Annotated in this window: 24 protein-coding genes; 15 read left to right on the top strand and 9 right to left on the bottom strand. The window is 70.3% G+C overall.

Translation table 11 applies throughout. The features are described from left to right. Window positions 1-130 precede the first annotated feature (130 nt). The 3 genes from ACFXC1_RS30845 to ACFXC1_RS30835 all read right to left on the bottom strand — a co-directional run bounded on the left by ACFXC1_RS30845 (window position 131) and on the right by ACFXC1_RS30835 (window position 3,855). A complete protein-coding gene (locus ACFXC1_RS30845) occupies window positions 131-1,306 on the bottom strand; it encodes an acyltransferase family protein (protein WP_381248591.1) in 1,176 nt (391 codons plus the stop codon). Between the two features lie 237 nt (window positions 1,307-1,543). After that, on the bottom strand, window positions 1,544-2,881 hold the full coding sequence (locus ACFXC1_RS30840; protein ID WP_381248588.1) for an alpha-2,8-polysialyltransferase family protein: 1,338 nt from the start codon (window positions 2,879-2,881) through the stop codon (window positions 1,544-1,546). Beyond that, complete coding sequence (locus ACFXC1_RS30835; protein WP_381248586.1) at window positions 2,878-3,855, bottom strand: glycosyltransferase family 2 protein; 978 nt, start codon at window positions 3,853-3,855, stop codon at window positions 2,878-2,880. The genes ACFXC1_RS30840 and ACFXC1_RS30835 overlap by 4 nt, the downstream gene beginning before the upstream one ends. Before the next feature lie 198 nt (window positions 3,856-4,053). On the opposite strand from ACFXC1_RS30835, the gene ACFXC1_RS30830 reads away from it, so the two are divergent. The 5 genes from ACFXC1_RS30830 to ACFXC1_RS30810 are packed head-to-tail and all read left to right on the top strand — an operon-like array spanning window position 4,054 to window position 9,044. After that, window positions 4,054-5,391, top strand: a complete 1,338-nt coding sequence (locus tag ACFXC1_RS30830; RefSeq protein ID WP_381248583.1) for a DUF6716 putative glycosyltransferase — start codon at window positions 4,054-4,056, stop codon at window positions 5,389-5,391. Window positions 5,392-5,423: 32 nt separating this feature from the next. Next, the gene (locus ACFXC1_RS30825; RefSeq protein WP_381248580.1) at window positions 5,424-6,725 is read left to right on the top strand and encodes a cytidylyltransferase domain-containing protein; all 1,302 of its coding nucleotides are present in this window, start codon (window positions 5,424-5,426) and stop codon (window positions 6,723-6,725) included. Between the two features lie 14 nt (window positions 6,726-6,739). Continuing rightward, a complete protein-coding gene (locus ACFXC1_RS30820) occupies window positions 6,740-7,678 on the top strand; it encodes an N-acetylneuraminate synthase family protein (RefSeq protein WP_381248577.1) in 939 nt (312 codons plus the stop codon). 60 nt (window positions 7,679-7,738) lie between these two features. Then, window positions 7,739-8,836, top strand: a complete 1,098-nt coding sequence (locus ACFXC1_RS30815) for a hypothetical protein (RefSeq protein WP_381248574.1) — start codon at window positions 7,739-7,741, stop codon at window positions 8,834-8,836. Then, window positions 8,808-9,044: a DUF397 domain-containing protein gene (locus ACFXC1_RS30810; protein WP_381249020.1), complete on the top strand. Its 237-nt coding sequence runs from the start codon at window positions 8,808-8,810 to the stop codon at window positions 9,042-9,044. The genes ACFXC1_RS30815 and ACFXC1_RS30810 overlap by 29 nt, the downstream gene beginning before the upstream one ends. On the opposite strand, the gene ACFXC1_RS30805 is transcribed toward ACFXC1_RS30810, so the two are convergent. Next, on the bottom strand, window positions 9,017-9,706 hold the full coding sequence (locus ACFXC1_RS30805; protein ID WP_381248571.1) for a class I SAM-dependent methyltransferase: 690 nt from the start codon (window positions 9,704-9,706) through the stop codon (window positions 9,017-9,019). The two genes, ACFXC1_RS30810 and ACFXC1_RS30805, sit on opposite strands and share 28 nt — an antisense overlap. Before the next feature lie 292 nt (window positions 9,707-9,998). Between ACFXC1_RS30805 and ACFXC1_RS30800 the strand changes: the two genes are divergently transcribed. The 8 genes from ACFXC1_RS30800 to ACFXC1_RS30765 all read left to right on the top strand — a co-directional run bounded on the left by ACFXC1_RS30800 (window position 9,999) and on the right by ACFXC1_RS30765 (window position 19,923). After that, on the top strand, window positions 9,999-11,237 hold the full coding sequence (locus ACFXC1_RS30800) for a M20 family metallopeptidase (RefSeq protein ID WP_381248568.1): 1,239 nt from the start codon (window positions 9,999-10,001) through the stop codon (window positions 11,235-11,237). Window positions 11,238-11,513: 276 nt separating this feature from the next. Beyond that, a complete protein-coding gene (locus tag ACFXC1_RS30795; RefSeq protein ID WP_381248565.1) occupies window positions 11,514-12,560 on the top strand; it encodes a BMP family lipoprotein in 1,047 nt (348 codons plus the stop codon). Window positions 12,561-12,787: 227 nt separating this feature from the next. Then, a complete protein-coding gene (locus tag ACFXC1_RS30790) occupies window positions 12,788-13,846 on the top strand; it encodes a BMP family lipoprotein (protein WP_381248562.1) in 1,059 nt (352 codons plus the stop codon). A 224-nt stretch (window positions 13,847-14,070) separates the two neighbouring features. After that, window positions 14,071-15,765, top strand: coding sequence for an ABC transporter ATP-binding protein (locus ACFXC1_RS30785; protein WP_381249018.1), 1,695 nt, complete (start codon window positions 14,071-14,073; stop codon window positions 15,763-15,765). Then, window positions 15,762-16,889, top strand: a complete 1,128-nt coding sequence (locus ACFXC1_RS30780; protein WP_381248559.1) for an ABC transporter permease — start codon at window positions 15,762-15,764, stop codon at window positions 16,887-16,889. Before ACFXC1_RS30785 ends, ACFXC1_RS30780 begins: the two co-directional genes overlap by 4 nt. Continuing rightward, window positions 16,886-18,148: an ABC transporter permease gene (locus ACFXC1_RS30775; protein WP_381248556.1), complete on the top strand. Its 1,263-nt coding sequence runs from the start codon at window positions 16,886-16,888 to the stop codon at window positions 18,146-18,148. The genes ACFXC1_RS30780 and ACFXC1_RS30775 overlap by 4 nt, the downstream gene beginning before the upstream one ends. Continuing rightward, a complete protein-coding gene (locus ACFXC1_RS30770; protein ID WP_381248553.1) occupies window positions 18,145-18,555 on the top strand; it encodes a cytidine deaminase in 411 nt (136 codons plus the stop codon). Before ACFXC1_RS30775 ends, ACFXC1_RS30770 begins: the two co-directional genes overlap by 4 nt. An 84-nt stretch (window positions 18,556-18,639) precedes the next feature. Beyond that, window positions 18,640-19,923, top strand: coding sequence for a thymidine phosphorylase (locus tag ACFXC1_RS30765; RefSeq protein ID WP_381248551.1), 1,284 nt, complete (start codon window positions 18,640-18,642; stop codon window positions 19,921-19,923). A gap of 73 nt (window positions 19,924-19,996) precedes the next feature. Here the strand turns inward: ACFXC1_RS30765 and ACFXC1_RS30760 are convergent, their stop codons facing one another. Both ACFXC1_RS30760 and ACFXC1_RS30755 read right to left on the bottom strand, forming a co-directional pair. Further along, window positions 19,997-20,722 (bottom strand): dienelactone hydrolase family protein, encoded by a 726-nt coding sequence (locus ACFXC1_RS30760; RefSeq protein ID WP_381249015.1) that lies wholly within the window; start codon window positions 20,720-20,722, stop codon window positions 19,997-19,999. A gap of 197 nt (window positions 20,723-20,919) precedes the next feature. Continuing rightward, window positions 20,920-21,840 carry an AEC family transporter gene (locus ACFXC1_RS30755; protein ID WP_381248548.1) on the bottom strand — a complete coding sequence of 307 codons (921 nt, stop codon included), beginning with the start codon at window positions 21,838-21,840 and terminating at the stop codon, window positions 20,920-20,922. A 142-nt stretch (window positions 21,841-21,982) separates the two neighbouring features. Here ACFXC1_RS30755 and ACFXC1_RS30750 point away from each other — a divergent pair, with 142 nt between their 5' ends. After that, entirely contained in the window at window positions 21,983-22,333 is a 351-nt protein-coding gene (locus ACFXC1_RS30750; protein WP_381248545.1) for an STAS domain-containing protein, read from the top strand. On the opposite strand, the gene ACFXC1_RS30745 is transcribed toward ACFXC1_RS30750, so the two are convergent. Together ACFXC1_RS30745 and ACFXC1_RS30740 are read right to left on the bottom strand one after the other, a co-directional pair. Continuing rightward, window positions 22,217-23,233 carry a sigma-70 family RNA polymerase sigma factor gene (locus tag ACFXC1_RS30745; protein ID WP_381248542.1) on the bottom strand — a complete coding sequence of 339 codons (1,017 nt, stop codon included), beginning with the start codon at window positions 23,231-23,233 and terminating at the stop codon, window positions 22,217-22,219. The two genes, ACFXC1_RS30750 and ACFXC1_RS30745, sit on opposite strands and share 117 nt — an antisense overlap. Before the next feature lie 135 nt (window positions 23,234-23,368). Further along, on the bottom strand, window positions 23,369-24,643 hold the full coding sequence (locus ACFXC1_RS30740) for an MFS transporter (RefSeq protein WP_381248539.1): 1,275 nt from the start codon (window positions 24,641-24,643) through the stop codon (window positions 23,369-23,371). Between the two features lie 63 nt (window positions 24,644-24,706). Between ACFXC1_RS30740 and ACFXC1_RS30735 the strand changes: the two genes are divergently transcribed. Then, a complete protein-coding gene (locus ACFXC1_RS30735; protein ID WP_381248536.1) occupies window positions 24,707-25,663 on the top strand; it encodes a LysR family transcriptional regulator in 957 nt (318 codons plus the stop codon). A gap of 1 nt (window position 25,664) precedes the next feature. Here the strand turns inward: ACFXC1_RS30735 and ACFXC1_RS30730 are convergent, their stop codons facing one another. Then, window positions 25,665-26,675: a zinc-binding dehydrogenase gene (locus tag ACFXC1_RS30730; protein ID WP_381248533.1), complete on the bottom strand. Its 1,011-nt coding sequence runs from the start codon at window positions 26,673-26,675 to the stop codon at window positions 25,665-25,667. Window positions 26,676-26,954 lie beyond the last annotated feature (279 nt).

Raw genomic sequence — 26,954 nt, 5'->3', positions numbered from 1 at the left:
ACACTCCCCCCCCCCCCCCCCCTCCACCCGCCCCCCAGGCCCACGCAAACAAAAATTTCTGGGCGCTCGGGGGGGGGGGGGCGCGCGGGGGGGGCGGGGGGGCCCCCCCCCCCCCCCTCTCATTCCGCCGTCAGCTGCGCGGTGTCGACAGCAGTGAGCGCAGCTTCGGTGTCAGCCGGTTCTCGACGACGCGGTTAAGTACGTATGCCAGCAGCAGCATGGTGAACACGGTGAGCACGATGGTCGCGTACGACGGGATGCCCAGGGTCCGGTGGTAGGCCTTTATGACGACCCAGCCCAGGTGTTCGTGGACGAGGTAGAAGGGGTACGTCAGCGCGCCCGCGACCGTCAGCCAGCGCCAGTTCGCCCAGCGCAGCCAGCCCAGCGCGATCGCGGCGACCGCGACATAGCCGAAGGTGACGACCAGGATGATGCCCCAGGCGGAGCGGTTGGAGAAGGCCGTGTCGTTGGGCGCGTGCCACAGCCGGGCCACCGCGTAGTGCTGGCCGATCAGCCAGCTGACGGCGACGATGCCCCAGGCGTAGGCGTCCTTGCGGTCGCGGTGCACGAGGTAGAGGCCGACACCGCCGATGAAGTACGGCGCGTACTCGGGCATCAGGATGATGTCCAGCAGCGGCGACTTGGCGCCCTGGGTGATCGCCGCGGCCAGCGTCCAGCCGGCGCAGAACATGATCACGCGCCGCCGGTTCGCGCCGGGCAGCACCACGCACAGGGCGAACAGGGCGTAGAAGCGGATCTCGGCCCACAGCGTCCAGCACACGCCGAGCACCCGGTCGACGCCCAACGGCATCTGCAGCATGGTCAGGTTGACCAGGACGTCGCTCGGCGCGGCGGCCTTGTACGCCACCATCGGCAGTGCGAAGACGCCGGTGACGATGAGGATCGCCGCCCAGTACGCGGGCAGCAGCCGGGAGGCGCGGGAGGCGAAGAAGGAGCGCAGCGGGCGGCCCCAGCCGCTCATGCAGATGACGAAGCCGCTGATCACGAAGAACACCTGCACACCGAGGCAGCCGTACGAGAACAGCGAGTGCAGGGTGGGGAACTGGTGTCTCGGCGAGGTGCCCCAGGCCTGGACGACCTCGCCGTCACGGCCGCCGTAGTGGTAGGCCGCCACCATCAGCGCGGCGACCAGGCGCAGCCCGTCCAGGGCGCGGAGGCGGGACTCCCGGCGCTTGGGCGGCTGCGGCGGCTCGGCCGGCGGCAGTTCCTCGACGGTCGGCGGCAGTTCGGCGCCGACCACGGTGCCCGTCGGGTTTTCCCGCGTGTCCGCGGGCGTGTCGATCACAAGGTTCCCCTAGTTCTGGCTCTGCTGGATCACAGCACACTAGTCCGACATCCGGGCGGGTTTGCGTTCTCGCCGCGACCCTTCGTCGCCCCGTCCGCGGCCGTTCACCCAGGCTTCGCCTCCGCGTACCCAACCTTGTCGCGTCCTCGCCACAACTGTTGTGTAGGGGCCGGGACGAGGGCGGCGGGCCGGCCCCTGGGGAGCCGGCCCGCCGGTATCTCGTACGTACGCCGCGCGTCAGCGGCTCACGGTCCGCTTCAGCAGCCGGGCCCGCCGGGCCACCCGGCGCACGGTCGCGTTGCGCGGGATGAACGCGAGCTGGGCCGGTACCGCGCCGGGCAGCGCCAGCGAGGTGAGGCGCTTGCGCTTGAAGTAGCGCCAGCTGTGGCCGTCGAGCCGCCGGGTGAGATAGGCCTCGGCGGCCGGGCGCAGGTTCGGGTAGATCTTCGGCTGCATCGCGTAACCGACCGCCTGCACCAGCTCGTTGAGCACCGCCACGTCCATGCCCTCGCGCTGGTCGGTGACCGCCGCGCGGTTCGTCAGCTCGGGCACCAGCGCGTCGACGATCGTCACCGGCACCCGGTTGCTGTTCTCGTACGGCGTCAGCCGGTCCAGCAGCGTCGACGTGCCGATGCGGGCGACCGGCAGGCCGTACAGCGCGCTCGCGGTGAGCAGCGCCGTGGAGAAGCAGCCGACGACCAGGACGGGCCGCAGTCGCTGGTAGAGGACCTCGGCGAGGACCGGGGTGTCGAGGACCGTCAGCTCGACGCCGAGCTTCTCCGCCTCCTGCTCCAGCGCGCGCGACCAGCGGGCCGGCGCCGACGGGTGCGGTTTGAACACCACACGCGTGTGGCCGAGTTGGACCACGCCCTTGAGCATCCGGACGTGCAGGTCCTCCTCCTCCTCTGCGGTGAGGATGTCGAGCGCGGAGAGGTACTGGCCCAGCAGCAGGGCGGGTTCGTCCGGAAGCGGGGGCAACTCGTCGGCGGTGTCGCCGAGTTCGGCCAGCACCTTAACGAAGGCGTCGGTCGGCACGATCTCCGGCCCGACGCCGAACTCGGTGAGCAGCAGCGGGGTGAGGCCCGGGACCAGGTCCAGGTGGAGCAGCCGGTCCACCCGGGTGCCCACCAGCGGGTCGATCTTGTTGCGGGTCGGGCCGTAGCTCATCAGGCCGTCGGCGTAGACGGTGACGGGGGCGCCGGTGAAGATCTGGCAGAAGCCGAGGGCCGGGTTGACCTGGATCGACTCGACGACCAGCTCCACGTCGTCGTCGCCGAGGTTCCACAGGAGCCGCAGATGGCGCTCCCACAGCGGGACGTCGTCGAGGCGGGGGGACCAGCCGCCGGGGTGGAAGGGGGAGATGGTCTCGTTCCACGACAGCACGTCGTCGAAGCGCTCGCGCAGCCGCTGGAAGCCGGGGGCCTCGTCGAGGCCGGCCGTGGTCTCGGGGGTCGCCGCGTTGTTGCAGACCAGCAGGATGCGCCGGTCGGCGGGGCGGAAGCTGTCGGAGTCGAGGGCGGCGGCCAGCGTGGCGGTGCCGTACAGCGTCGACGCCAGGAAGATCTGGGTCCTCACGCGGCGGCCCCCGCGGCGGCGGGACGGCGGCGCAGCCTGCGCAGCCTCGTCGCGCGCTGGATGTCCATGGAGTCGAGCGCCTCGTCCACCACGTCCTGTGGCATGCGCCGCAGGGCGACGGCGCTCATCGACTTCAGTTTTCTCGCCACCGCCGGCTCGAACCTTTCGATGGATCCCAGATGATGGGAAATGATTGCGCAATATGTACGGACGGCCTTGGGGAGCAGTTTGTCCGCGTCCCGGTCCTGTGCGGTTTCCTCGATGACCTGGTCGAACGCGCGAATGAAATCGAGCTGGCGGACGTCCCCGATCTGGGTCAGGGAGGAGGCGACCCCGCGCCGGTAGAAGACGCCGAGCAGGCTCACCGCGGCGAACGACTCCGCCTCCCGGTGCAGCTTCCAGATCCACGGCCGGTCCTCGGCCGTGCGCAGCCCGTCGGTGAAGTGGAGCAGGCCGCGGTCGACCAGCCGGCGGTGGTAGATGCCCGCCCAGGCGTAGGCGTAGTCGACGGAGGTGGACCGGTCGGCGGGCAGGATCGCGTCGCGCGGATTCATCACGACGCCGCGTCTGCCGTGCGGCATCCGCTGGATGGTGCGGGCCCGCGCGGTGCACTGGACATGGTCCGTGCGCACGAAGTCGCAGCCCAACTCCTCGATGGCGTCCACCAGTTGGGGGAAGTATCCGGGGGCGAGCCAGTCGTCGCCGTCGAGGAACGTCAGATACTCCCCCCGGGCCTTGTCGATCCCGGTGTTGCGCGCGGTCGCCAGTCCTCCGTTCTTCTCGTGTCGGACATGCACCGCGCCTGGCAACTCGCGCTCCGCGCGCGCGAGAATGTCGGGTGTCCCGTCGCGGGAGCAGTCGTCGACGAGAATGAATTCGAAGTCCGCGCGCGCGTTCGCGCGCAGACTCTTGAGGGTGTCTGGCGCGTATTGCTGCACGTTGTAGAACGGCACGATGACGGAGAGCTTGACCACGGGAGTGACGTTAGGCCGCGGCCCGTCATCCGTCTTTACTGCCACCTTGATTTTGGGTGAACGACACGTGGCGAACCTGTGTACCGGGTTTTTTTGAGGCCCGTTCCTGTGCCGGTTCGCTATTCGGCGTTGTGCTGTTAACCGTTTGTTGCCCTCAGGTTGGGCCGAGCAACGGAATGGCTTCCTAGCGTCTTCGGTGTGCCAGCAAGTGCAACGCAGACCCTGCGAGTAGCCGTCCTCGCGGATTCCGACACCCGGTGGAAATGGGGTTCGCTCACCGCGAACCGCATCGCACCGGCGAATTCGGACATCTCTCTGGACGGATACCTCCTGCGAGGTCGTGCCACCCCAACAGCCCGCCAGCTGAAGGAAGTCGGCGTCACCGCGGACTCCCTCCGCGAGGTGACCGCCGTCGAGTTCCTGCGCGCAATGGAGCGAGGCCCCGAGGATCAGTACGACATCCTCGTCCTCTCCCTCGTCGGCGGCGGGGTCCAGGCGATGCTGCACGGTCTGGCACGGGCCTGGCACGGCCGCGCCGAGCGGCCCGTCGTCGTCACCGGCTATGTCGGAGTCGTCTACGAGAAGCTCGCCGACGGCCTGCTCCTGCGGCACGGCGCGGACCTCGTCCTCGCCAACTCCCGCCAGGACGCGGACCGTTTCCGCGAGGTCTACGACGGGGTCGGCGCCGACTCCTCCGCGGTCACCGAGGTCGCCCTGCCGTTCCTCGGCGGGGACACCTACACCGGCGAACACGACCCGTACACCGTCGTGTTCGCGGTGCAGCCCTCGGTGCCCGACAACCGCCGGGACCGCGACTACCTGCTCAACAGGGCCATCCAGCACGCCCGGTTCCACCCGAACCGCGAGGTCCTCCTCAAGCTGCGCTCCAAGCCCGGCGAACACACCACGCATATCGAGGAGTTGCCCTACCAGAAGCTGGTCCAGGGCAAGGACCTGCCCGCCAACTTCAGCCTGGTGTACGGGCACATGGGCGAGGTGCTCGACCGCACCGACCTCCTGGTGACCATCAGCTCGACGGCCGCCCTGGAGTCCCTGCACCGCCGTATCCCCACCGTCGTGCTGACCGACCTCGGCATCCGCGAAGGGCTCGGCAACCACCACTTCGTCGGCTCGGGATGCCTCGCCTCCTGGGAGCAGCTCGACGCCGGGTACAAGCCGGTGCCGGACGCGGAGTGGGTGGCCCGGCAGGGGGTCCTGGCTGGGGGTCCCCCCTCTGGGGGAGGCTCGTACGAGACGGCCTTCGACGCGGCCCGGGAGCGCATCGCCAAGCTCCTGGCCGGCGGCGACATGCCCGCCCTCACCCCTTACTACACACCCGAGACAGCCCCCGGCTATCTGCCCGGCATCCTCGCCCGCCACCACCTCGGCCCGGACGGCACCCCACTGCCCGGCGCCCCGGCCGCCGACAAGGCGCCCGGGCCCGTCCGGCAGATCGTGCGCCGAGCCGCGCGCGGCGCCTACCGCCACGGCGTGCAGCGCGTGGCGCCCGTCATCCGCCGGATGGGGGAGCTGTGAACGTCAGGATTCCCGCTCAAGGAGTAGAGCCCATGTCCAACCCGCAAGCGGGCCAAGGCGCTTCGGTGCGCCGGGTGCTCGCGGTGATCCCCGCGCGCGGCGGCTCCAAGGGCGTCCCCGCCAAGAACCTCGCGCCCGTCGGTGGTGTCCCGCTGGTGGCCCGCGCCGTCCGCGAGTGCCGAGCCTCGCGCCTGGTGACGGACGTGGTCGTCTCCACCGACGACCAGGCCATCGCCGCCGCCGCCCGCCAGGCCGGCGCCGAGGTCGTGCTGCGCCCCGCCGCCATCGCCGGCGACACCGCGACCTCCGAGGCCGCCGTCCTGCACGCGATGGACGCCCACGAGGCGCTGCACGGAGCCCCGGTCGACGTGGTCCTGCTGGTGCAGTGCACCAGCCCCTTCATCGTCCGCGAGGACGTCGACGGCATCGTCAACGCGATCGTCGCGAACGGCGCCGACACCGCCCACACTGTGGCCCCCTTCCACGGCTTCGTCTGGCGCGACGCCGACGACGAGGCGACCACGGTCGTAGAGGCGACCGGCACCGGTCAGGTCGGTGGCGCGACGAAGGTCGCCAACCCCCCTGTCACCAGCGGCGGTTACGGTGTCAACCACGACAAGTCCTTCCGCCCGCGCCGCCAGGACCGCCCCCAGGACTTCCTGGAGACCGGCGCCGTATACGGCATGGACGCGGCCGGCTTCCGCAAGGTCGGCCACCGCTTCTTCGGCCGCACCGAACTCGTACGGACCGACCCCGCAAGGGTGTTGGAGATCGACGACCCCCACGAGCTCGCGCGGGCAAGGGCGTTGGCCCCGCTGTTCGACGCGGACCGCCCCGGTTCGCTCCCGACCGCCGACGACATCGACGCGGTCGTACTCGACTTCGACGGCACCCAGACCGACGACAGGGTGCTGATCGATTCCGAAGGACGGGAGTTCGTCTCCGTGCACCGCGGCGACGGACTCGGCATCGCGGCGCTGCGCAAGAGCGGCCTGAAGATGCTCATCCTGTCCTCGGAGCAGAACCCGGTCGTCGCCGCCCGGGCCCGGAAGCTCCAGCTCCCGGTCCTGCACGGCATCGACCGGAAGGACCTCGCACTCAAGCAGTGGTGCGAGGAGCAGGGCATCGCGCCGGAGCGCGTGCTCTACGTCGGCAACGACGTCAACGACCTCCCGTGCTTCGCCCTCGTGGGCTGGCCCGTGGCGGTCGCGAGCGCCCACGACGTCGTACGCGGCGCCGCACGCGCGGTCACCACCGTGGCCGGTGGCGACGGCGCTGTCCGAGAGATCGCCAGCTGGATCCTCGGCCCCTCTCTCGACTCCCTCACCAAGTAAGGAAACCCGCTGTCATGAGCAACAACTCCCGTCTGCGCCAGTTCGGTTCGAAGACCGCAGGACCCGGCCACCCCGTCTACGTCGTCGGCGAGATCGGCATCAACCACAACGGTGAGCTGGAGAACGCCTTCAAGCTGATCGACGCCGCCGCCGAAGCCGGCTGCGACGCCGTCAAGTTCCAGAAGCGCACCCCGGAGATCTGCACCCCGCGCGACCAGTGGGACATCGAGCGGGACACCCCCTGGGGCCGCATGACCTACATCGACTACCGCCACCGCGTGGAGTTCGGCGAGGACGAGTACCGCCAGATCGACGAGTACGCCAAGTCGAAGAACATCGACTGGTTCGCCTCCCCGTGGGACACCGAGGCCGTCGCCTTCCTGGAGAAGTTCGACGTCCCCGCCCACAAGGTCGCCTCCGCCTCCCTCACGGACGACGAGCTCCTCCGCGCCCTCCGTGCCACCGGCCGTACGGTCATCCTCTCCACCGGCATGTCCACCCCGAAGCAGATCCGCCACGCGGTCGAGGTCCTCGGCTCGGACAACATCCTGATGTGCCACGCCACTTCGACCTACCCCGCGCAGGCCGAGGAGCTCAACCTCCGCGTCATCAACACCCTCCAGGCCGAGTACCCGAACGTGCCGATCGGCTACTCCGGCCACGAGACGGGCCTGCAGACCACCCTCGCCGCGGTCGCGCTCGGCGCCACCTTCGTCGAGCGTCACATCACCCTCGACCGCGCCATGTGGGGCTCGGACCAGGCCGCCTCCGTCGAGCCGCAGGGCCTGACCCGCCTCGTCCGCGACATCCGCACCATCGAGGCCTCCCTCGGTGACGGCGTCAAGAAGGTCTACGAGTCGGAGCTCGGCCCGATGAAGAAGCTGCGCCGCGTCACCGGCGTGGTCGCCGAGGCGGAGATCGCCGCGGCGGCGGGCGAGCCGGTCTCGGTCTGAGTCTGAGCCATTAAGAGCCAGCGCCAGCGTCACTTACGGTCACGGGACGGTCGTACGACAATGAGCCCCCACGCCGGCACCGCCGGCCCCACCCCCCACACTCTCGCGTTCGTGGAGAGTCCGGTACAGCTGCTGAACGTGCTGGAGTGGGCGCACCTGAGTGCGCCCCGAACCGAGGAGGCGTCCGGCGTGCCCGGCGGGGGGCTCACCCTCGTGGTCCTGTCACCGACCGACCCGATGACCCGCGGCCAGCTGCGCCGCATGGCCGACCTCGCCCGCGACGAGGGCCACACCGTGCGCTGGGAGGAGGCCCGGGGCGGACCCGCGGCCCCCTTCCAGACCATCGGCGGCCTCACGCGGTTGCTGCGCAAGGCGGACCGGATCGTCATGGGCGACCCGTTCTCGCGGTACGTCCAGTTGTTGCTGACGATCACCAGGGCCCGCGACCTGGTCGTGGTCGACGACGGCACGGCCACGATGGAGTTCGTCGCCCAACTCGCCAGCGGCGAACGCCTGGTCCGCTGGCACCGCAAGGGCGGCCGACAGGGTCCTCGCGACCTGATCTTCGCCCCGGTGTCGTCGGCGGCCCGCCGCCGCCTGACCCCGAGCAAGCGCCGCCAGGTCGAGGTCTTCTCCTCCATGCCGATCGAGGAGCCCCCCAAGGGCGTCACGATCACACCGAACGAGTTCGCCTGGACCCGCGCCACCTTCGGCCCGCCCCGCATCACGAAGGGCGCCGACATGGTCGGCACGTCCCTCGTCGAAACGGGCGTGGTGGACGCCGACCGCTACGTCGAGGCGGTGGCCGCCCTGGCCAAGACCCACGGCGCGACGCGCTACTTCGCGCATCGGAGGGAAAGCACCGAGAAACTCCACCGGCTGGCGGTCGAAACGGGCCTGGAGATCGTCCGCCCGGATCTTCCGCTGGAGTTGATTGCCCGGCGGGGTCCCATCGGCCGTACGATCCTCAGCTTCCCGTCGACGGTGGTCCACACCCTGCCGCTGGCCCTGGTCGGCACGGAGGTCCGGGTCGCGGTCTGCGACATCGACCCCGCCTGGCTGACGGAGAACGCCTCGCCGCGGGCGCAGGGGTTCCTGTCGGGGGTTACGGGGACGGCCAAGGACGTGCATCGGCTGTCGGCGGTTACGGCGGCGTAGGGGGAGGAGGGGCGGGGACCAGGCCGCCTCGGGCCCGGTCCCCCTGTGCAGAGGTCGCACATCGGCACCCCTGTATATCCGTTGTATATCCGTCCGGGACTCCAAGACCCCGGCCGGCGCCACGCTCACCCTCCCGGCTGGAGCTTTCTCCGCCTTCGTGGACGCCCTGAAACGCGACGGCTACTCGGCCGCCCCCACCGGCTTGTGAGCCAGCGCGAAAGCCCGCCCCAGCCTCTGCGCCCCCCGCGGCTCCACCCGCACCTGCGCGTCCAGCGTCAGCCCCGCCTCCGTCAGGTACCCGGCCACCTCGGCCGGAGTCCGGAAGTAGTAGTCGAGGGAGATGTCCAGGCCGTAGCGCTCCGTCATGTGGAGGTGTTCGCCGTCCGAGGCCTGGAAGGCGAGGAGTACGTGGCCGCCGGGGCGCAGGGCGCGGTGGAACTCCTTGAAGACACCGGGGAGTTCGGGGTCCGGGATGTGGATCGTGGAGTAGAGGGCGATGATGCCGGCCAGGGTGGAGTCGGGGACGTCCAGGGACGTCATCGAGCCGACCTCGAAACGGAGTCGGGGGTGTGCCTCGCGGGCCAGGGCCACCATGTGCGGGGAGATGTCGATGCCGTAGGCCGGGACGCCGAGGGCGTTCAGGCGGGCTGTGACGTAGCCGGGGCCGCTGCCGGCGTCGACCACCGGTGCGTCGGGCGCCGTCGTGCGGGCCAGGTCGGCGAAGGCGGTCAGCAGGGCCGTTTCGAGGGGGCCGTCGCCCAGGCCGTCGGGGTGTTCCGCGCTGTACGCGGGGGCGATCGTGTCGTAGGAGGAACGGGTGGCCTCTGTGAAGTCCGCGGGGGCGTTTGCCGCGTGTGAGTCGTCGGTCACGTCGGCGGACCCTAGCAAGAGTTCCTGGCCCCAAGATCCGCTTCCCGCCAGACTCGTACCGCCACGCTGTGTAGCCGTGACGTCGCGTGGCCGTGAGGATTCCGGGATACGGACGGGGCAGGCTGAGGCTCGATGGGACGTGGTATTCCAGAGGAAGCGGGAAGCTTACCCATCCCCGCGAGCAGCTATGCGGCCGGCGGTCAGATTTTCTTCGTCTAACGGGTTGAACTTTTGTTGATCGAGGGTCAGTTGACCACCCGGGCGCCCTACCCTTCAGAGGGTGAAGCAATTGATGTCACCAGAGTCCGAGGAATCCGAGGCGGAGTCCGGGGCCGAATCCGTCGGGAATGTGCTTCCGGGCACCCTGCCGGAGGCCCTGCGGGCCGAACTCGTCGCGTTCCGCCGGGACTTGCACATGCATCCCGAGCTGGGCAACCAGGAGTTCCGGACCACCGCCGCGATCAAGACCCGGCTGGAGCAGGCCGGTCTCGAACCGCGTGTTCTCGCCATCGGGACCGGCCTCGTCTGTGACATCGGGCCGCGCGAGAGCGGCGTACCCGTGCTCGCGCTGCGCGCCGACATCGACGCCCTGCCCATCCCGGACACGAAGAGTGACTGCGCGTACCGCTCCACCGTGCCCGACCGCGCCCACGCCTGCGGTCACGACGTGCACACCACCGTGGTGCTGGGCGCCGGCCTCGTCCTGGCCCGGCTGCACGAGCAGGGGCTGCTGCCCCGGCCGGTGCGGCTGCTCTTCCAGCCCGCCGAGGAGATCCTGCCGGGCGGTGCCGCCGACGCCATCGAGTGCGGGGTGCTGGAGGGGGTCGGCCGGATCATCGCCGTCCACTGCGATCCCAAGGTGGACAGCGGGAAGATCGGGTTGCGGGTGGGGCCCATCACCTCCGCCTGCGACCGGCTCGAAGTCTCCCTCGACGGGCCCGGCGGCCACACCGCCCGGCCGCACCTCACCACCGACCTGGTGACCGCCGCCGCCCGCGTCGCCACCGACGTGCCCGCGCTCGTCGCCCGTCGTATGGACGCGAGGAGCGGGGTCTCCGTGACCTGGGGGCGGATCGAGTCCGGCCACGCCCCCAACGTCATCCCGCAGCACGCAGAGCTGTCGGGCACCGTACGGTGTCTCGATCTCGACGCCTGGCGGCGGGCGCCCGACATCGTGCACGCGGCGATCGACGAGGTCGCCGGGCTGTACCGGGCCAAGACGGTCATCGACTACGTGCGCGGGGTGCCGCCCGTCGTCAACGACCCGCTGGTCACCGAGCTGTTGCGGGATGCCATGGTCGCGCGCCGCGGGCCGCTGTCCGTCGAGGACACCGAGCAGAGCCTGGGCGGCGAGGACTTCTCCTGGTATCTGGAGCACGTGCCGGGCGCCATGGCCCGGCTGGGCGTGCGCACGCCGGGGGAGCGGACCGTACGGGATCTCCACCAGGGCGACTTCGACGCCGACGAGTCGGCGATCACGGCGGGCGTGGAGCTGTTCACCGCCGCCGCGCTGATCGACGCGGCGCTCTGAGCGCGACGGGGGCGTAGAGGTGCCCGTTCGGTACCCCTACGTCCCCTTGTGTCACCCGGGTGTAACCACCGGCGCGTGAACGTAACGCGGCGGCGGCACGATCCGGTAACGGCAAGGAGAAACCCCGTTCCCCTCCTCGTCTACGCGCGTTACTGTGCGCGGAAATCGCCACAGAGGCGGCGGCTTGGGGAAGCGGTCCGGTGACGGTGCCGTGGGGACGAAGGAGTGCTTGCTGTGCGTCATACATCTCGGAGGACCAGGTTCTCCCAAGCAGCGGTGGCCGTCACTGTCATCGCCCTTGCGGCTACCGCCTGCGGTAGTTCCAGCAAGGATGCCAACAAGGCCAGCGACAGTTCGTCGTCCTCGTCCGGCAAGTACACCGGCAAGGGCATCGGCCTCGCCTACGACGTCGGCGGCAAGGGCGACCAGTCCTTCAACGACGCGGCCTACGCCGGTTTCCAGAAGGCCGAGAAGGACTTCGGCATCTCCGGCCGCGACATCGAGCCGCAGGACGGCGAGTCCGACGCGGACAAGGTGCAGCGCCTGGAGAGCCTCGCCACGGCCGGCTACAACCCGGTGATCGGTGTCGGCTTCGCCTACGCGCCCGCCGTCAAGGAGGCCGCCGCGAAGTTCCCGAACATCACGTTCGGCATCATCGACGACGAGCAGGACAAGGCCGCCAACGTGGCCGACCTCGTCTTCCACGAGGAGCAGTCCTCGTACCTGGCGGGCGTCGCCGCGGCCAAGGCGACCAAGAAGAACCACATCGGCTTCATCGGCGGCGTCGACGTCCCGCTGATCCACAAGTTCGAGGCCGGGTTCGACCAGGGCGCCAAGTCCGTCAACCCCAGCATCAAGATCGAGTCGCAGTACCTGACGCAGACCGCGGCCGAGGGCGGCTTCTCCAGCCCCGACAAGGGCAAGGACGCGGCCAGCGGCCAGATCGAGGCGGGCGCGGACGTCATCTACGCCGCCGCCGGTCTCTCCGGCCAGGGCGTCATCTCCGAGGCCTCCGCCAAGGGTGTGTGGGCCATCGGAGTGGACTCCGACCAGTACGAGCAGAAGGCGCTCGCCAAGTACAAGGACTCGATCCTGGGCTCGGCGCTGAAGAACGTCGGCGGCGCGGTCTACGACCTGGTGAAGTCCGTGTACGAGGGCAAGCCGAAGACCGGCGTGATCCGCTACGGCCTCGACAACGACGGCGTCGGCTTCTCCGACACCAACCCGAAGTACAAGGCCATGACCGCCGCGGTGGCCGCGGTGAACAAGGCCAAGCAGGACATCATCGACGGCAAGGTCACGGTCGCCACCACGACCAAGTGAGGGTGAGCGCACCTTCCTGACGCCGAAGCGGGGAGCCCCGGGACCGAAACGGTCCCGGGGCTCCCCGTGTTCGCCGTGTCCGCCATCCGGGTGCTTGGCGTTTGGCAAAGGTTCAAAACGGTCGGATAACGCTCTGGCAAGTTGGGGTTCTCCACCATGTCTACGCGCGTTACTCTGCGACGGAACCAGCGCCTGGTTGGGGCGCTTGCACGAAGGAGTCTCGTTCCATGCGCCGGGTGTCCCGTATCGCCGTTGCAGGCGTTGCAACCGCAGCTCTTGCCGTCACCGTCTCCGCCTGTGGCAGCTCGTCCAGCTCGTCCGCCAGCAGCAGTAGCAGCAGCGGTTCCTCCAAGGGTATTGGCCTCGCCTACGACGTCGGCGGCAAGGGCGACCAGTCCTTCAACGACGCCGCGTACGCCGGCTTCACCAAGGCCGAGAAGGACTTCGGCGTCAGCGGCCGCGACGTGGAGCCGCAGGACGGCGAGTCCGACGCGGACAAGGTGCAGCGCCTGGAGACGCTGGCCCGCTCCGGTTACAACCCGGTGATCGGCGTCGGCTTCGCCTACGCGCCGGCCGTCAAGGAGGCCGCGGCGAAGTTCCCGAAGATCTCCTTCGGGATCATCGACGACAACGAGATCAAGGCCGACAACGTCGCCGACATGGTCTTCCACGAGGAGCAGTCCTCGTACCTCGCCGGCGTCACCGCCGCGCTGACCACGAAGACCAACACCGTCGGCTTCGTCGGCGGCGTGGACGTCCCGCTGATCCACAAGTTCGCGGCGGGCTTCGCACAGGGTGTCGCCGACACCAAGAAGGGCGTGAAGGTCAAGTCGCAGTACCTGACCCAGACCGCGGCCGAGGGCGGCTTCTCCAGCCCCGACAAGGGCCAGGCCGCCGCCGAGGGCCAGATCGAGGCCGGCGCGGACGTCGTCTACGCCGCCGCGGGCCTCTCCGGCCAGGGCGTCATCAAGGCCGCCGCCGCGCACAAGGTGTGGGCGATCGGCGTCGACTCCGACCAGTACAACCAGAAGGCGCTGGCCGCCTACAAGCCGTACATCCTCACCTCGGCCCTGAAGAACGTGCAGGGCGCGGTCTACGACCTCGCCAAGTCCGTCATCAAGGACAAGAAGCCGCTCAGCGGCGAGATCCGCGGCTCGCTGAGCAACGGCGGCGTCGGCCTGGCCGACTCCAACCCGACCTTCAAGAACAACGCCACCCTCCAGGCCGCCCTCAAGAAGGCCGAGGCCGGCATCAAGGACGGCTCGATCACGGTCAAGACCTCTTGATCCGAGGGTCGTAGGCCCGTCACGACCATGGCCAAAAGAGCGCTGTAATGGCAGCGTTACGGCCACGGAACGGGGTGTGGGGAGGATGTCTTCCCGCGCCCCGTTCTCGCGGCAGAATGCTCGGAACGGATCGGATGCCAAACAAAGCCGGTCAGGTCCGGGCACTATTTAAAGCAGGGGCGCTACGCGCGTAGAGAGGCCCCTTTCCACGAGGAGAGTTCGCCATCGACGCGTCCAGCAGCCCTCCGCTCACCGCACAGTCGACCGCGGTCGAGTTGGCCGGGATCACCAAGCGCTTCCCCGGTGTCGTCGCCAACAGCGACATCCGCTTCAGTGTCCGAAAAGGCACCGTGCATGCCCTCGTCGGCGAGAACGGCGCCGGCAAGTCGACCCTGATGAAGATCCTCTACGGCATGCAGAAGCCGGACGAGGGCACCATCGCCGTCGACGGCGAGCAGGTCACCTTCTCCTCGCCCGCCGACGCCATCGCCCGCGGCATCGGCATGGTCCACCAGCACTTCATGCTCGCCGACAACCTCACCGTCCTGGAGAACGTCGTCCTGGGCAGCGAGAAGCTCTACGGCATCGGCGGCGGCGCCCGCAAGAAGATCAAGGAGATCTCCGACCGCTACGGCCTGAACGTCCGCCCGGACGTCCTGGTCGAGAGCCTCGGTGTCGCCGAGCGCCAGCGCGTCGAGATCCTCAAGGTCCTCTACCGCGGCGCCCGCACCCTGATCCTCGACGAGCCCACCGCCGTCCTGGTCCCGCAGGAGGTCGACGCCCTCTTCAGCAACCTGCGCGAGCTGAAGTCCGAGGGCCTCGCCGTCATCTTCATCTCGCACAAGCTGGGCGAGGTCCTGTCGGTCGCCGACGAGATCACCGTCATCCGGCGCGGCACCACGGTCGGCACGGCCGTCCCCGCCGAGACGAGCTCCCGCCAGCTCGCCGAGATGATGGTCGGCAGCGAACTCCCCACCCCCGAGACGGCCGAGTCGACGGTCACCGACCAGCCCGTCATCGAGGTCAAGGGCCTCACCGTCTACGCCGCCGGCGCCTCCCTCGGCGCCGAGTCGGAGCCCGTGGGCGGCGGACTGGTCGGCGACGCGGCCGTCGGCGGCGCCGCCAAGCGCGTCCTCGACGACGTCACCTTCACCATCCACGCCGGTGAGGTCATGGGCATCGCCGGCGTCGAGGGCAACGGTCAGACCGAGCTGATCGACGCGCTGATCGGCCTGAAGAACGCCGACTCCGGCACCATCGCCTTCCTCGGCGAGGACATCACCGCCTGGGCCACCCGCAGGCGCCGCGAGCACGGCATCGGCTACATCCCCGAGGACCGCCACCGCCACGGCCTCCTGCTGGAAGCCCCGCTGTGGGAGAACCGCATCCTCGGCCACGTCACCGAGACGCCCAACGCGAAGGGCGTCTGGCTCGACATCAAGGGCGCCCAGGCCGACACCCGCCGGATCGTCGAGGAGTACGACGTCCGCACCCCCGGCATCGACGTCACCGCCGCCTCCCTCTCCGGCGGCAACCAGCAGAAGCTGATCGTCGGCCGCGAGATGAGCCACACGCCGAAGTTCCTGATCGCCGCCCACCCCACCCGCGGTGTGGACGTCGGCGCGCAGGCCGCGATCTGGGACCACGTCCGCGCGGCCCGCCGCGAGGGCCTCGCCGTCCTGCTGATCTCCGCCGACCTGGACGAGCTGATCGGCCTGTCGGACACCCTGCGCGTGATCTACGACGGCAGGCTGGTCGCCGACGCGGACCCGGCCACCGTCACACCCGAGGAACTCGGCTCGGCCATGACCGGCGCCGCGTCCGGTCACCTCGAGCACATCGAGGAAGAAGCAGACGGCGCGCAGAGCACCGTAGAGAACACGGACGACACCGCCGCCCCGGAGGACGAGGCCCGATGAAGAAGTTCGACAAGGAGCGGCTGCTCCTCGCCGTGGCCGGCCCGGTCATGGCGCTTGTCGCGGCGATCCTGCTGACCTCGGTCGTGCTGCTCGCCTCGGGCAAGAACCCGATCGAGCCGTACCACCTGATGCTCCAGCAGATCGGGTACTCGGACGTCCAGGTGCTGATCATCAACCAGGCGTCGATGTACTACATCGCCGCCCTGGCGGTCGCCCTCGGCTTCCGGATGAACCTGTTCAACATCGGCGTCGACGGCCAGTACCGCCTCGGCGCCGTGATGACCGCGGTCGTCGGCGCGCACATCGGCCTGCCGGCCGTCCTCCAGGTGCCGCTGCTGCTCCTGGTCGCGATCCTCACCGGCGCCTTCTGGGCCGGGATCGCGGGTGTCCTCAAGGTCACCCGGGGGGTCAGCGAGGTCGTCGCCACGATCATGCTGAACGCCATCGCGACCAGCCTGATCCTCTACCTCACGCAGACCAACACGTGGGGCGTGCAGGTCGGCAACAACATGACGACCGGCATCATGAAGAAGTCCGGCTGGATCCCCGGCATCGACATGGGCGCGGACACCGGCGAGATCTACGGCCTGGTCTTCCTCGCCGTGATCATGGGCATCCTGTACTGGCTCGTCCTCAACCGCACCCGCTTCGGCTTCGACCTGCGCGCCACCGGCGAGTCCGAGACCGCCGCGGCCGCCTCCGGTGTCGACGCCAAGCGCATGACGCTCACCGCGATGCTGATCTCCGGCGCTGTCGCCGGTCTCGCCGGACTGCCCCTGCTGCTCGGCGACAGCCACACCTACAGCCTCACCTTCCCCGAGGGCCTGGGCTTCACCGCCATCGGCATCGCCCTCCTGGGCCGCAACAACCCCGGGGGCATCGCCCTCGCCGCCCTCCTGTGGGCCTTCCTCGACAAGGCGTCGCCCGCCCTCGACTACGCGACCCCGGTGGCGTACGAGAAGGAGATCGCGACGATCATGCAGGGCCTGATCGTGTTCGCGGTCGTCATCTCCTACGAGGTCGTCCGCACCTGGGGCCTGCGCCGCCAGCAGAGCCGCGTCGGCGCCGAACTCGCCGCCGCCGCCCGGAACAACTCCGAGAACAAGGAGGTGGCGGCCCGATGAGTACCGCGACCATCGCCAAGCCGCAGGCGAAGCAGCCCGGCAAGGGCGGACGCCGATTCTCCCTCCCCGTGCTCCTGGTGATCATCGCGGGCGCGCTGATCCTCACCTCGATCGTCCGCCTGATCACCGGCGCGGACGGCATCACCTCCACCGGCCAGATGTCCACGGCTCTCCGGGCCGCCGTACCGATCGGCCTCGCCGGTCTCGGCGGTCTGTGGGCCGAGCGCGCGGGCGTCGTCAACATCGGCCTCGAAGGCATGATGATCCTCGGCACCTGGTTCGGCGCCTGGGCCGGCTACCAGTGGGGTCCCTGGACCGGTGTCGTCTTCGGCATCCTCGGCGGCTGCCTCGGCGCCGTCCTGCACGCCATCGCCACCGTGACGTTCAACGTCAACCACATCGTCTCCGGTGTCGCCATCAACATCCTGGCGCTCGGCATCACCCGCTATCTGTCGAAGTTCACCTTCGCCAACACCTCCGAGGGTTCCGCCAAGCAGTCCCCACCCATCGACTCGCTCGGCAACTTCGACATCCCCGGCCTCTCCAGCTGGCTGGACACGCTCAACGGCAAGCACTGGTTCCTGATCTCCGACATCGCCGGTCTCGTCGGCGGTCTGGTCACCAACCTGTCGCCACTCACGGTCATCGCGGTCGCCCTCGTCCCCGCCACCTGGTGGGTCCTGTGGCGCACCGCCTTCGGGCTCCGGCTCCGCTCCTGCGGCGAGAACCCGGTGGCCGCCGAATCCCTCGGCGTCAACGTCTACAAGTACAAGTACATCGCCGTGATCATCTCCGGCGGCTTCGCCGGCCTCGGCGGCGCCTTCCTGTCGATCGTCGCCTCGAACGTCTACCTCGACGGCCAGACCGGCGGCCGGGGTTACATCGGCCTCGCCTCGATGATCTTCGGCAACTGGATGCCGGGCGGACTCGCCCTCGGCGCGGGCCTGTTCGGCTACACCGACAGCCTCAACCTGCGCGGCGGCGCCACCAACGTCCACGCGCTGATCCTGCTGCTCGGCTTCCTGCTGGTCGCCGGCGTCGGCTACCTGGTCTGGAAGAAGCGGTACGTCCCCGCCGGCATCACCGCCGCCGTCGCGGCCCTGATGTTCGTCTGGTACGCCACCACCGACCAGGTCCCGACCCAACTGGTCGGCGCCAGCCCGTACATCGTCACCCTGCTGGTCCTCTCGCTCTCCGCACAGCATCTGCGGATGCCGAAGGCGGACGGCCTGCCGTACCGGAAGGGACAGGGCAAGTGATCTCGCCCGCCGCCGAGTCGGCCGTCGACTGGGACGAACTGCGCGCCGAGGCGCGGGAGGCGATGTCCCACGCCTACGCGCCGTACTCGGGCTACCCCGTCGGGGTCGCCGCCCGCGTCGACGACGGCCGCACGGTCTCCGGCTGCAACGTGGAGAACGCGTCGTACGGCCTCGGCCTGTGCGCGGAGTGCGGACTCGTGTCCGACCTCCAGCGCACCGGCGGCGGCCGGCTGACGCACTTCACCTGCGTCGACGGCAAGGGCGACATCCTCGTCCCGTGCGGTCGCTGCCGTCAGCTGCTGTACGAGTTCGGCGGTCCCGGTCTGCTGGTGGAGACACCGGCGGGCATCCTGCCGCTCTCGGAGATGCTCCCGCAGGCCTTCGGGCCGGACCATCTCACCAGGTAACTCCCGTGCGGCCCCGCTGAGTTGACCAACGGCTCACTCGGCGGGGCCGCGCATTTTCTGAACGCCCGGAAGGAAATCCAAGCCATGGCCATGGACGCCATCTCCGTCATCCGTACCAAGCGGGACCGCGGTGAACTGAGCGACGAGCAGATCGACTGGGTCATCGACGCGTACACCCGCGGGGAGGTGGCCGACTACCAGATGGCCGCCCTCAACATGGCGATCCTCCTCAACGGCATGAACCGTTCCGAGATCGCCCGCTGGACCGCCGCGATGATCGCCTCCGGCGAGCGCATGGACTTCTCGTCGCTCTCCCGCCCGACCGCCGACAAGCACTCCACGGGCGGCGTCGGCGACAAGATCACGCTCCCGCTGGCCCCGCTGGTCGCGGCCTGCGGCGCGGCCGTCCCGCAGCTCTCCGGCCGCGGCCTCGGCCACACCGGCGGCACCCTCGACAAGCTGGAGTCCATCCCCGGCTGGCGCGCACTGCTCTCCAACGAGGAGATGCTGTCGGTCCTGGAGGGCACCGGCGCGGTGATCTGCGCGGCGGGCGACGGCCTGGCCCCCGCCGACAAGAAGCTCTACGCCCTGCGTGACGTCACGGGCACGGTGGAGGCGATCCCTCTGATCGCCTCGTCCATCATGTCGAAGAAGATCGCCGAGGGCACCGGCTCCCTGGTCCTCGACGTGAAGGTCGGCACGGGCGCCTTCATGAAGACGATCGAGGACGCGCGTGAACTGGCGTCCACGATGGTCGGGTTGGGCACCGACCACGGCGTGAGGACGGTCGCGCTGCTCACGGACATGTCGACCCCCCTGGGACTGACGGCGGGCAACGCCCTCGAAGTCCGGGAATCCGTCGAGGTGTTGGCGGGCGGCGGCCCCTCCGACGTCGTCGAACTGACCATCGCGCTGGCCCGCGAGATGCTCGACGCGGCCGGCATCAAGGACGCCGACCCGGCGAAGGCCCTGGCCGACGGTTCCGCGATGGACGTCTGGCGCCGGATGATCGCGGCCCAGGGCGGCGACCCGGACGCGGAGTTGCCGGTGGCGCGCGAGCAGCACGTGGTGACGGCCCCGGCCTCCGGTGTCCTCACCCGCCTCGACGCCTACGACATCGGCATCGCCGCCTGGCGGTTGGGCGCGGGGCGTGCGCGCAAGGAGGACCCGGTGCAGGCGGGCGCGGGAGTGGAGATGCACGCCAAGCCGGGCGACGTGGTGACGGCGGGCCAGCCCCTGCTGACCCTGCACACCGACACTCCGGAGCGCTTCGCGTACGCGCTGGAGGCGGTCGACGGTTCCTACGACATCGGCGCCGGGGGTACGGCGTTCACGGCTTCGCCGGTGGTGCTGGAGCGCATCGCCTGATCGGTCGTCGGGGGAGCGGGGGAGGGGCCGGACTTTCAAGTCCCGGCCCCTCCTGCCTACTTGGGGCCAGGCCCTACTTCTTCAGATGGCGGGCGTAGAAGCGGAACGCGTCCTCCGACTCGAACGCCGGAGTGCCCGTGTGCCCGCCCATGTTGGCGTGCAGGGTCTTCTCCTCGGTGCCGAAGGAGTCGAACAGGTCCAGGGCCCGCTGCCGGGGGTTGCCCTCGTCGTCCCACTGGAGCAGGAGCAGCAGCGGGACGGTGACCTGCTTGGCCTCCTCGCGCTGGGCGCGGGGGACGTAACCCCCGGCGAAGAAGCCGGCCGCCGAGATACGCGGCTCGGTCACCGCGAGGCGGATGCCGAGGGCGGTCCACCCCGAGTAGCCGACCGGGCCGCCGACCTCGGGCAGGGCGAGGACGGCGTCGAGCGTGGTCAGCCATTCCGGGGCCGCGTTCTCGACCAGTGGGCCGACCAGGGACTCGAAGATCTCGTTGGTCGGCTCACCGGCCCGCATCGCCCGGCCGAGGTCGGCGCGGAGCTGTACGTCGGTGGCGGAACGGGGACGGCCGCCGCAGCCGGCGGCGTCGATGGTGACCGCCGCGTAGCCGGCCGCCGCGGTGGCCCGGGCCCTGGCCACCAGCCGGGGCTCCGCCTTGGGCAGGCCGTTGTTGTGGGCGATGAGGATCAGCGGCGCCGGTGCGGTGGAGTCGGGTGTCCACAGGGTGCCGGGGATCTCGCCGAGGGTGAATTCGCGTTCGAGGACGCCGTCGTCGAGGCGCTGCTCGGAAGTGAACCGCAGGGTCGTGTCCATGGTCGTGCCTTTCGGGAGTACGCGGAACGGCGCTCCCGGACGACCTATCGCCCGACCGTGACCCCGGAGGAGAGCACCCATGTCGTTGATGTGTTCACGGGTACCACCTCCTCGTTCTCTCGCACGGCCACGGGCAAGGTAGCAGCGGCCGCAGTCCTCCGCCAACGGGTTTTGTGCGCGGCGGCTCACCCGAGCAGCGCCGCGATCACCACCAGCACCGGCACCGACAGGATCGTCGACAACAGGATCGAGTCCCGGGCCAGTGCCTCGCCCACGCGATAGCGGCTCGCGTACGTGTACAGGTTCTGCGCACCGGGCAGTGCCGAGGTCACCACCACGTCGAGCAGCGCCGCCCCGTGGAGGCCGAACACCCCCGTCGCCAACGCCCAGGCGATCGCCGGCTGTCCCACCGACTTCAGGGCGACCGACAGCAGCACCGGCCACCGCTCGGCACCGCGCGCCGGCAGCGCGCTTCCGCGCAGCGAGATGCCGAAGCCGAGGAGTACGGCCGGGACCGCCATGTTGCCGATCAGGGTGAGCGGGTCCATCACCGGGCCGGGGACGTGCACTCCGGACGCGGCCACCGCGACCCCGGCGAGGGAGCCGACCGCGACCGGGTTGCGCACGGGCGTGAGCAGCCGCAGCCACCAGGGGTCCTTCTCGCCCCGGTCCGACAGGTCGAGGATCGTGAGGGCGAGGGGGCTGACCACGACGAGCTGGAACAGCATCACCGGTGCCACCAGCGAGGCGTTGCCCAGGACGTACACCGAGATCGGGATGCCGAGGTTGCCGGAGTTGACGTAGCCGGAACAGAGCGCGCCGATCGTCGTACGGCCCACACCCCAGCCGCGGGCCACTCCCACCGCCACGAACACGCCCGACACCGCCGCCGTGCTCAGCACCGTCACGAGCAGCCAGCTGGAGAAGACCACCGAGAGGTCGGCCCGCGCGAGGGTGGTGAACAGCAGGGCCGGGGACGCCACGTTGAAGGCCAGCCTGGTCAGTACGTCCCGGCCGTTCTCGCCGAGGGAGCCGCGCAGGCCGAGCAGATAGCCGACGGCGATGACGACGCCGATGACCGCGAACCCGGTCAACACCCCCTGCACGGCGCCTCCTCGGCGGCGGTCGCGGCGCGCGCGAGGGCGTCGGGTATCCAGGGCGGGGCTGATCCGTGGGGCATACAGCAAACCTAGGCGGTCGCCCCCGATGAGTTACGACCGCCCACCCGGTCTACCGATCGTGGACGCCATGACACCCGCTGTACTCGTGCCGGACCGCCCCGTCACCCGTGACGAGGTGGTGCGGCTCTGCGACGAGGTGCGGCGGCTGCTGGAGGCCACCGGTGCCGGGGTCGTTCTCGTCGCGGTCGAGACCGTGGGGCCCGGGCCGCCGGGGCTCGGTACCGTCGATCTCCTGGCACGCCTGGAGCTGACCGCGCGCCGGGCCGGTGGCCGGATCAGGCTGCGCGGGCCCAGCCCCGGACTACGCGCCCTCCTCGATCTGGTCGGGCTCCGCTTCGAGACGGAGGGGCAGGTCGAACAGCGGGAACCAGCGCTCGGTGTCCAGGAAGAAGTGGAACCCGGTGAGCCTGCCGTCTGAGATCTCCAGGACCTGCACCGACCAGGGGCTGAAGCCGCCCGCCTCCGGGTCCGGCTTGTACTGGGCGAAGCCCGGCAGGCCGTTCACCTCCACCGGGATCAGGCGGGAGCCCTCGCAGGCGGCGCCGATCGTCGTCATGAAGCCCGTGATGTCGTCGTGGCCGGTCAGCCACAGGTCGAACGGCGGCATCGTCATGATGGCGTCCTCGTGCAGCAGCGCCGTCAGGGCCGCCATGTCGTAGCCCTCGAAGGCCGCGACATACCGCTCCAGGAGTTTCTTCTGCTCGTCGTCGAGCGGGTCGGAGACAGCCGCGTCGGCCGCCTTCTCGTCCCGCTCGGCGAGGGTGGCGCGGGCCCGCTGCAGCGCGCTGTTGACCGACGCGACCGAGGTGCCGAGCAGCTCGGCGACCTCGTTGGCCCGCCAGGCCAGCACCTCGCGCAGGATCAGCACCGCCCTTTGTTTGGGCGGCAGTTGCTGGAGGGCGGCCATGAACGCGAGCCGCACCGACTCCTTGGCGACGGCCGCCTCCGCCGGGTCGGTGACAGTGGGCAGCACGCGCGCGTCGGGCATCGGCTCCAGCCAGGTGTTGTCCGGACGGGGCGACAGGGCGGCCTGGGCGAGCGGGGTGGAGTCGCTGAGGTCGACGGGCCGCGCCCGCTTGTTGCCCGCGGACAGCATGTCCAGACAGACGTTGGTCGCGATCCGGTACAGCCAGGAGCGCAGACTGGACCGCCCCTCGAACTTGTCGTAACTCCGCCAGGCGCGGACCATCGTGTCCTGCACCGCGTCCTCGGCCTCGAAGGAGGAGCCGAGCATGCGGTAGCAGTACCCGGTCAGCTCGACTCGGTGTTTCTCCAGTCTGATGTCGAGGTCTGTCGTCGTCGCGGTGCCGTCGCTCATGGTCTCGCCCACCCACCCCTGTGGCCGTTCTTCCCTTACCCCGCAACGTAGCGCAGCCCACTGACAATGGCCCCCGGAGTGGCTGAACGCGCAGGTCAGGAAGGTTTCACTACCGGGTCGGGCGGATGTGACCGCTCAGGCGGTGGCGAGTCCCCGCCCCACCCGCGCCGCCCGCGACCCCAGCACCGTGATCGTCACGACGCCCAGCACCGCCAGGACGCCCACGCCGACCGTGCCCGCCCAGCCGCCCGCGTGGAACGCCAGCGCGCCGACCGTACTGCCGGTGCTGGAGCCGATGTAGTACGAGGACTGGTAGAGGGCGGAGGCCTGTGCGCGCCCGGTGGTGGCCGTCTTGCTGACCGCCGAGGACGCGACCGCGTGCCCCGCGAAGAAGCCCGCCGTGATCAGCACCAGGCCGAGCAGCACCAGGGGAAGCGAGTCGGCGAGGGAGACCAGGAGGCCGGTGGCCGTCGTACCGCCCGCCAGGTAGAGGGCACCCCGGCGTCCGAGCCGGCCGACCAGCCGCCCCGCCGTGGACGCCGACACCGTACCGACCAGGTACACCAGGAAGATCGAGCCGACGATGCCCTGGGGGAGGGAGAAGGGAGCCTCGGTGAGGCGGTAGCCGATCACCGTGTAGACGCCGCCGAAGACCGTCATGAACAGCGCGCCGATCGCGTACAGCCGGCACAGCAGCGGGTTCGCGAGGTGGGCGCGGACCGTGCGGGCCAGGACTCGCGGGCGCAGTGAGCCCGGCGTGAAGTGCCGGGGCGCGGGGAGCAGGAGGCGGAAGGCGACCGCGCAGCCGACCGCGATCAGACCGATGACCCCTACGGCGACCCGCCAGCCCCACTCCTGCGCGACCCAGCCGGTGATGACCCGGCCGCTCATCCCGCCGACGCTGTTGCCCGCCACGAACAGGCCGATCGCCGTGACCAGCGCCTTCGGCCGGACCTCCTCCGCCAGATACGCCGTCGCCGACGCGGGCAGCCCGGCCAGCGCGGCCCCCTGGAGGAACCGCAGCACCACCAGCGCGCCCAGCGACGGCGCGAACGGCACCAGGACCCCGATGCCCACCGCGACCACCAGCGACGCGGTCATGACCGTACGGCGGCCGAAACGCTCCGACAGGGCGCTCATCGGCAGCACGAACAGTGCGAGTCCGCCGGTCGCCGCGGCCACCGTCCAGCTCGCCGCGCTCGCCGCCACCCCGAACTCGCCGGAGATCAGCGGCAGCAGGGCCTGCGTGGAGTACAGCAGCGCGAAGGTCGCCACACCCGCGAGGAAGAGCGCGAAGCTCATCCGGCGATAACCGGGACCACCCGGCGTCAGCCGTGAGTCGGGAGAAGTGGAAGTGGAAGTGGTGGAGGCGGCCACGACGGTGGACGCCCCGGTATCGGCGGGAGACATGCTTCGAAGCTACGTACGCCCCCGCTCATCCGTCCAATGCACGGAAACGCCATAATCGTTCCCATGGTGCATCAGTACAGCTCACAGGCTCGCCTGTCACCGTCCGGTGACACAGAAGACATTGTCGCGCTGCTCGCGCCACGCCTCGCGTACTTCGCGGGGGTCGCCCGCACCGAGCACGTCACCCGGGCCGCGCAGGAGATGCAGGTCCCGCAGTCCACCCTGTCGCGGGCGATGGTCCGCCTCGAACAGGACCTGGGCGTCGACCTGTTCGCCCGCCGGGGCCGCACGGTGTCGCTGACCCCCGCCGGCCGCACCTTCCTCACCTCCGTCGAGCGCGCCCTCGCCGAGATCGGGAAGGCCGCCGACGAGGTCCGCGCCGACGCCGACCCCACCACCGGCAAGGTCGCCTTCGGCTTCCTCCACACCCTCGGCTCGGAGACCGTCCCCGAACTCATCCGCGCCTTCCGCGCCGACCACCCCCGCGTCCGCTTCAGCCTCGTCCAGAACTACGGCGAGGCCATGCTGGAGCGGCTGCGCGCGGGCGAACTGGACCTGTGCCTCCTGACCGCCCCGACCCTCGACGCCCCCGACGTCGTGGCCCACCGCCTCGACGTCCAGAAACTCCGCCTCGTCGTCCCGGCCGACCACCGCCTGGCGTCCCGCAGGCGGATCCGCCTCGCGGAGGCGGCCGACGAGACCTTCGTGACCCTGGAGCCGGGCTACGGCCTCCGGAGCATCACCGACGCCGTCTGCGCGGAGGCCGGCTTCAGGCCCCGGATCGCCTTCGAGGGCGAGGAGGCGGAGACTCTACGGGGCCTGGTGGCGGCGGGGCTGGGAGTGGCCCTCCTTCCCCCACCGGCCGTACCCCGCCCGGGAGTTGCCGAGCTGACGGTCACCGCCCCGAAGGCGGTACGGGAGATCGGCGTGGCCTGGCTGGACGGCCGCCCGGACACACCCCCGGTGGCCGCGTTCAAGAAGTTCCTGCTGTCGAGGAGGGGCAACTTGCTTCCCGAGTAGGTCAGTTCGGGTGCCGGACCCGCACGACCAGCTTGCCGGTGGCGCGGTTGTGCTCCATGTCGTCGTGGGCCTGCGGAACTTGCTCCAGACCGTCGTACACGCGGTCTACAGGGAAGGCGAGTTGGCCGGCGATGACGGCGTCCAGGATTTCCTGGAAGGTCTCTTGGGGGAGGTCGGAGGCGTCGCCGAAGTAGCCCGCGAGACGGACACCCCTCGGCAGGTACTCGTTGGGGGAGAAATCGCGGACGGTCCACTGATTGGAGAGGCTGCCGCCGAAGCAGGCCGTGCCGTGGACGCGTACCGCGCGCAGCGTGTCGGGGAGAGTCGGGGTGCCGACCAGGTCGAGGGCGGCATCGACGCCGCCCGGGTACAACTCCCGTACGGCAGGGGCGACTTCGCCGGTGTCGAGCAGTGGGTGGTCGACACCGTGCTCCTTGAGGGAGGCGAGCCGGTCGGGGCGCCGGGTGGTGGACAGCACCGTGGCTCCGCGCCAGCGGGCGAGCGTTGCGGCGGCCAGTCCCACGGAGGACGTGCCGCCGCGGATCAGCACGGTCTGACCGGGCCGCAGATCCAGTCCGACGGTGAGGGAGCCGTAGGCGGTCTGCACCATCTCCGGCAGGGCACCCAGCACCTCCCAGGGCAACTCGGTGTCAACGGGAATCACTTGAGCCAGCGGCACCGACGTGTACTCGGCATAGCCCCCGTCATACGTACGCCCCATGTCCCCCATCATCGCGACGACCTTCTGCCCGGGCGTGAGCCCACTGCCCGCCGGCGCCGCGTCGACGGTACCGGCCGCCTCGATCCCCGGCACCCGCGGAAAGCTGACCCCCTCACTCACCCCCAACCGCAGCTTCAACTCCGACCGATTGAGCCCGAACGCCTCGACCCGAATACGCACCCAGCCGTCCCGCAGGGGTGGGAGGGGGAGGGTGGTCAGGCGCAGGTTCTCGACGGAGCCGGGGGCGGAGAGCTGGACGGCACGCATAGTGGCCGGCGAGGACGTCGTCATGGGCCTGCCTTCTTCCCGGACGAGGAGGGAGTCGGTCGGCGGGCGTCAACGTCGGGCTGCCGGGGCTTCATTCCCGACTCGGACCAGGTATCGGCCAGTTGGCCGCTGTGCCGCGCGGTGGCGGAGCGACCGCATGTTCGGCCGGCCCTGGGCCGTGGCTCGTCGGGCGTTGCGTGACGGGACCGCGGGGGCGCGCGGCCTTTCTGCCCGCGCCCCCCGGGCGCGCGCGCGGGGCGCCCCGCGCCCGGGGCGGCGCGGGGGCCCCGAGGCCCCGGGCGC

Origin of the sequence: Streptomyces hokutonensis, assembly GCF_042751305.1 — a bacterium.
In the GTDB taxonomy this organism is placed as follows: domain Bacteria; phylum Actinomycetota; class Actinomycetes; order Streptomycetales; family Streptomycetaceae; genus Streptomyces; species Streptomyces hokutonensis_A.
This window is presented reverse-complemented; position numbering and strand designations above follow the sequence as displayed.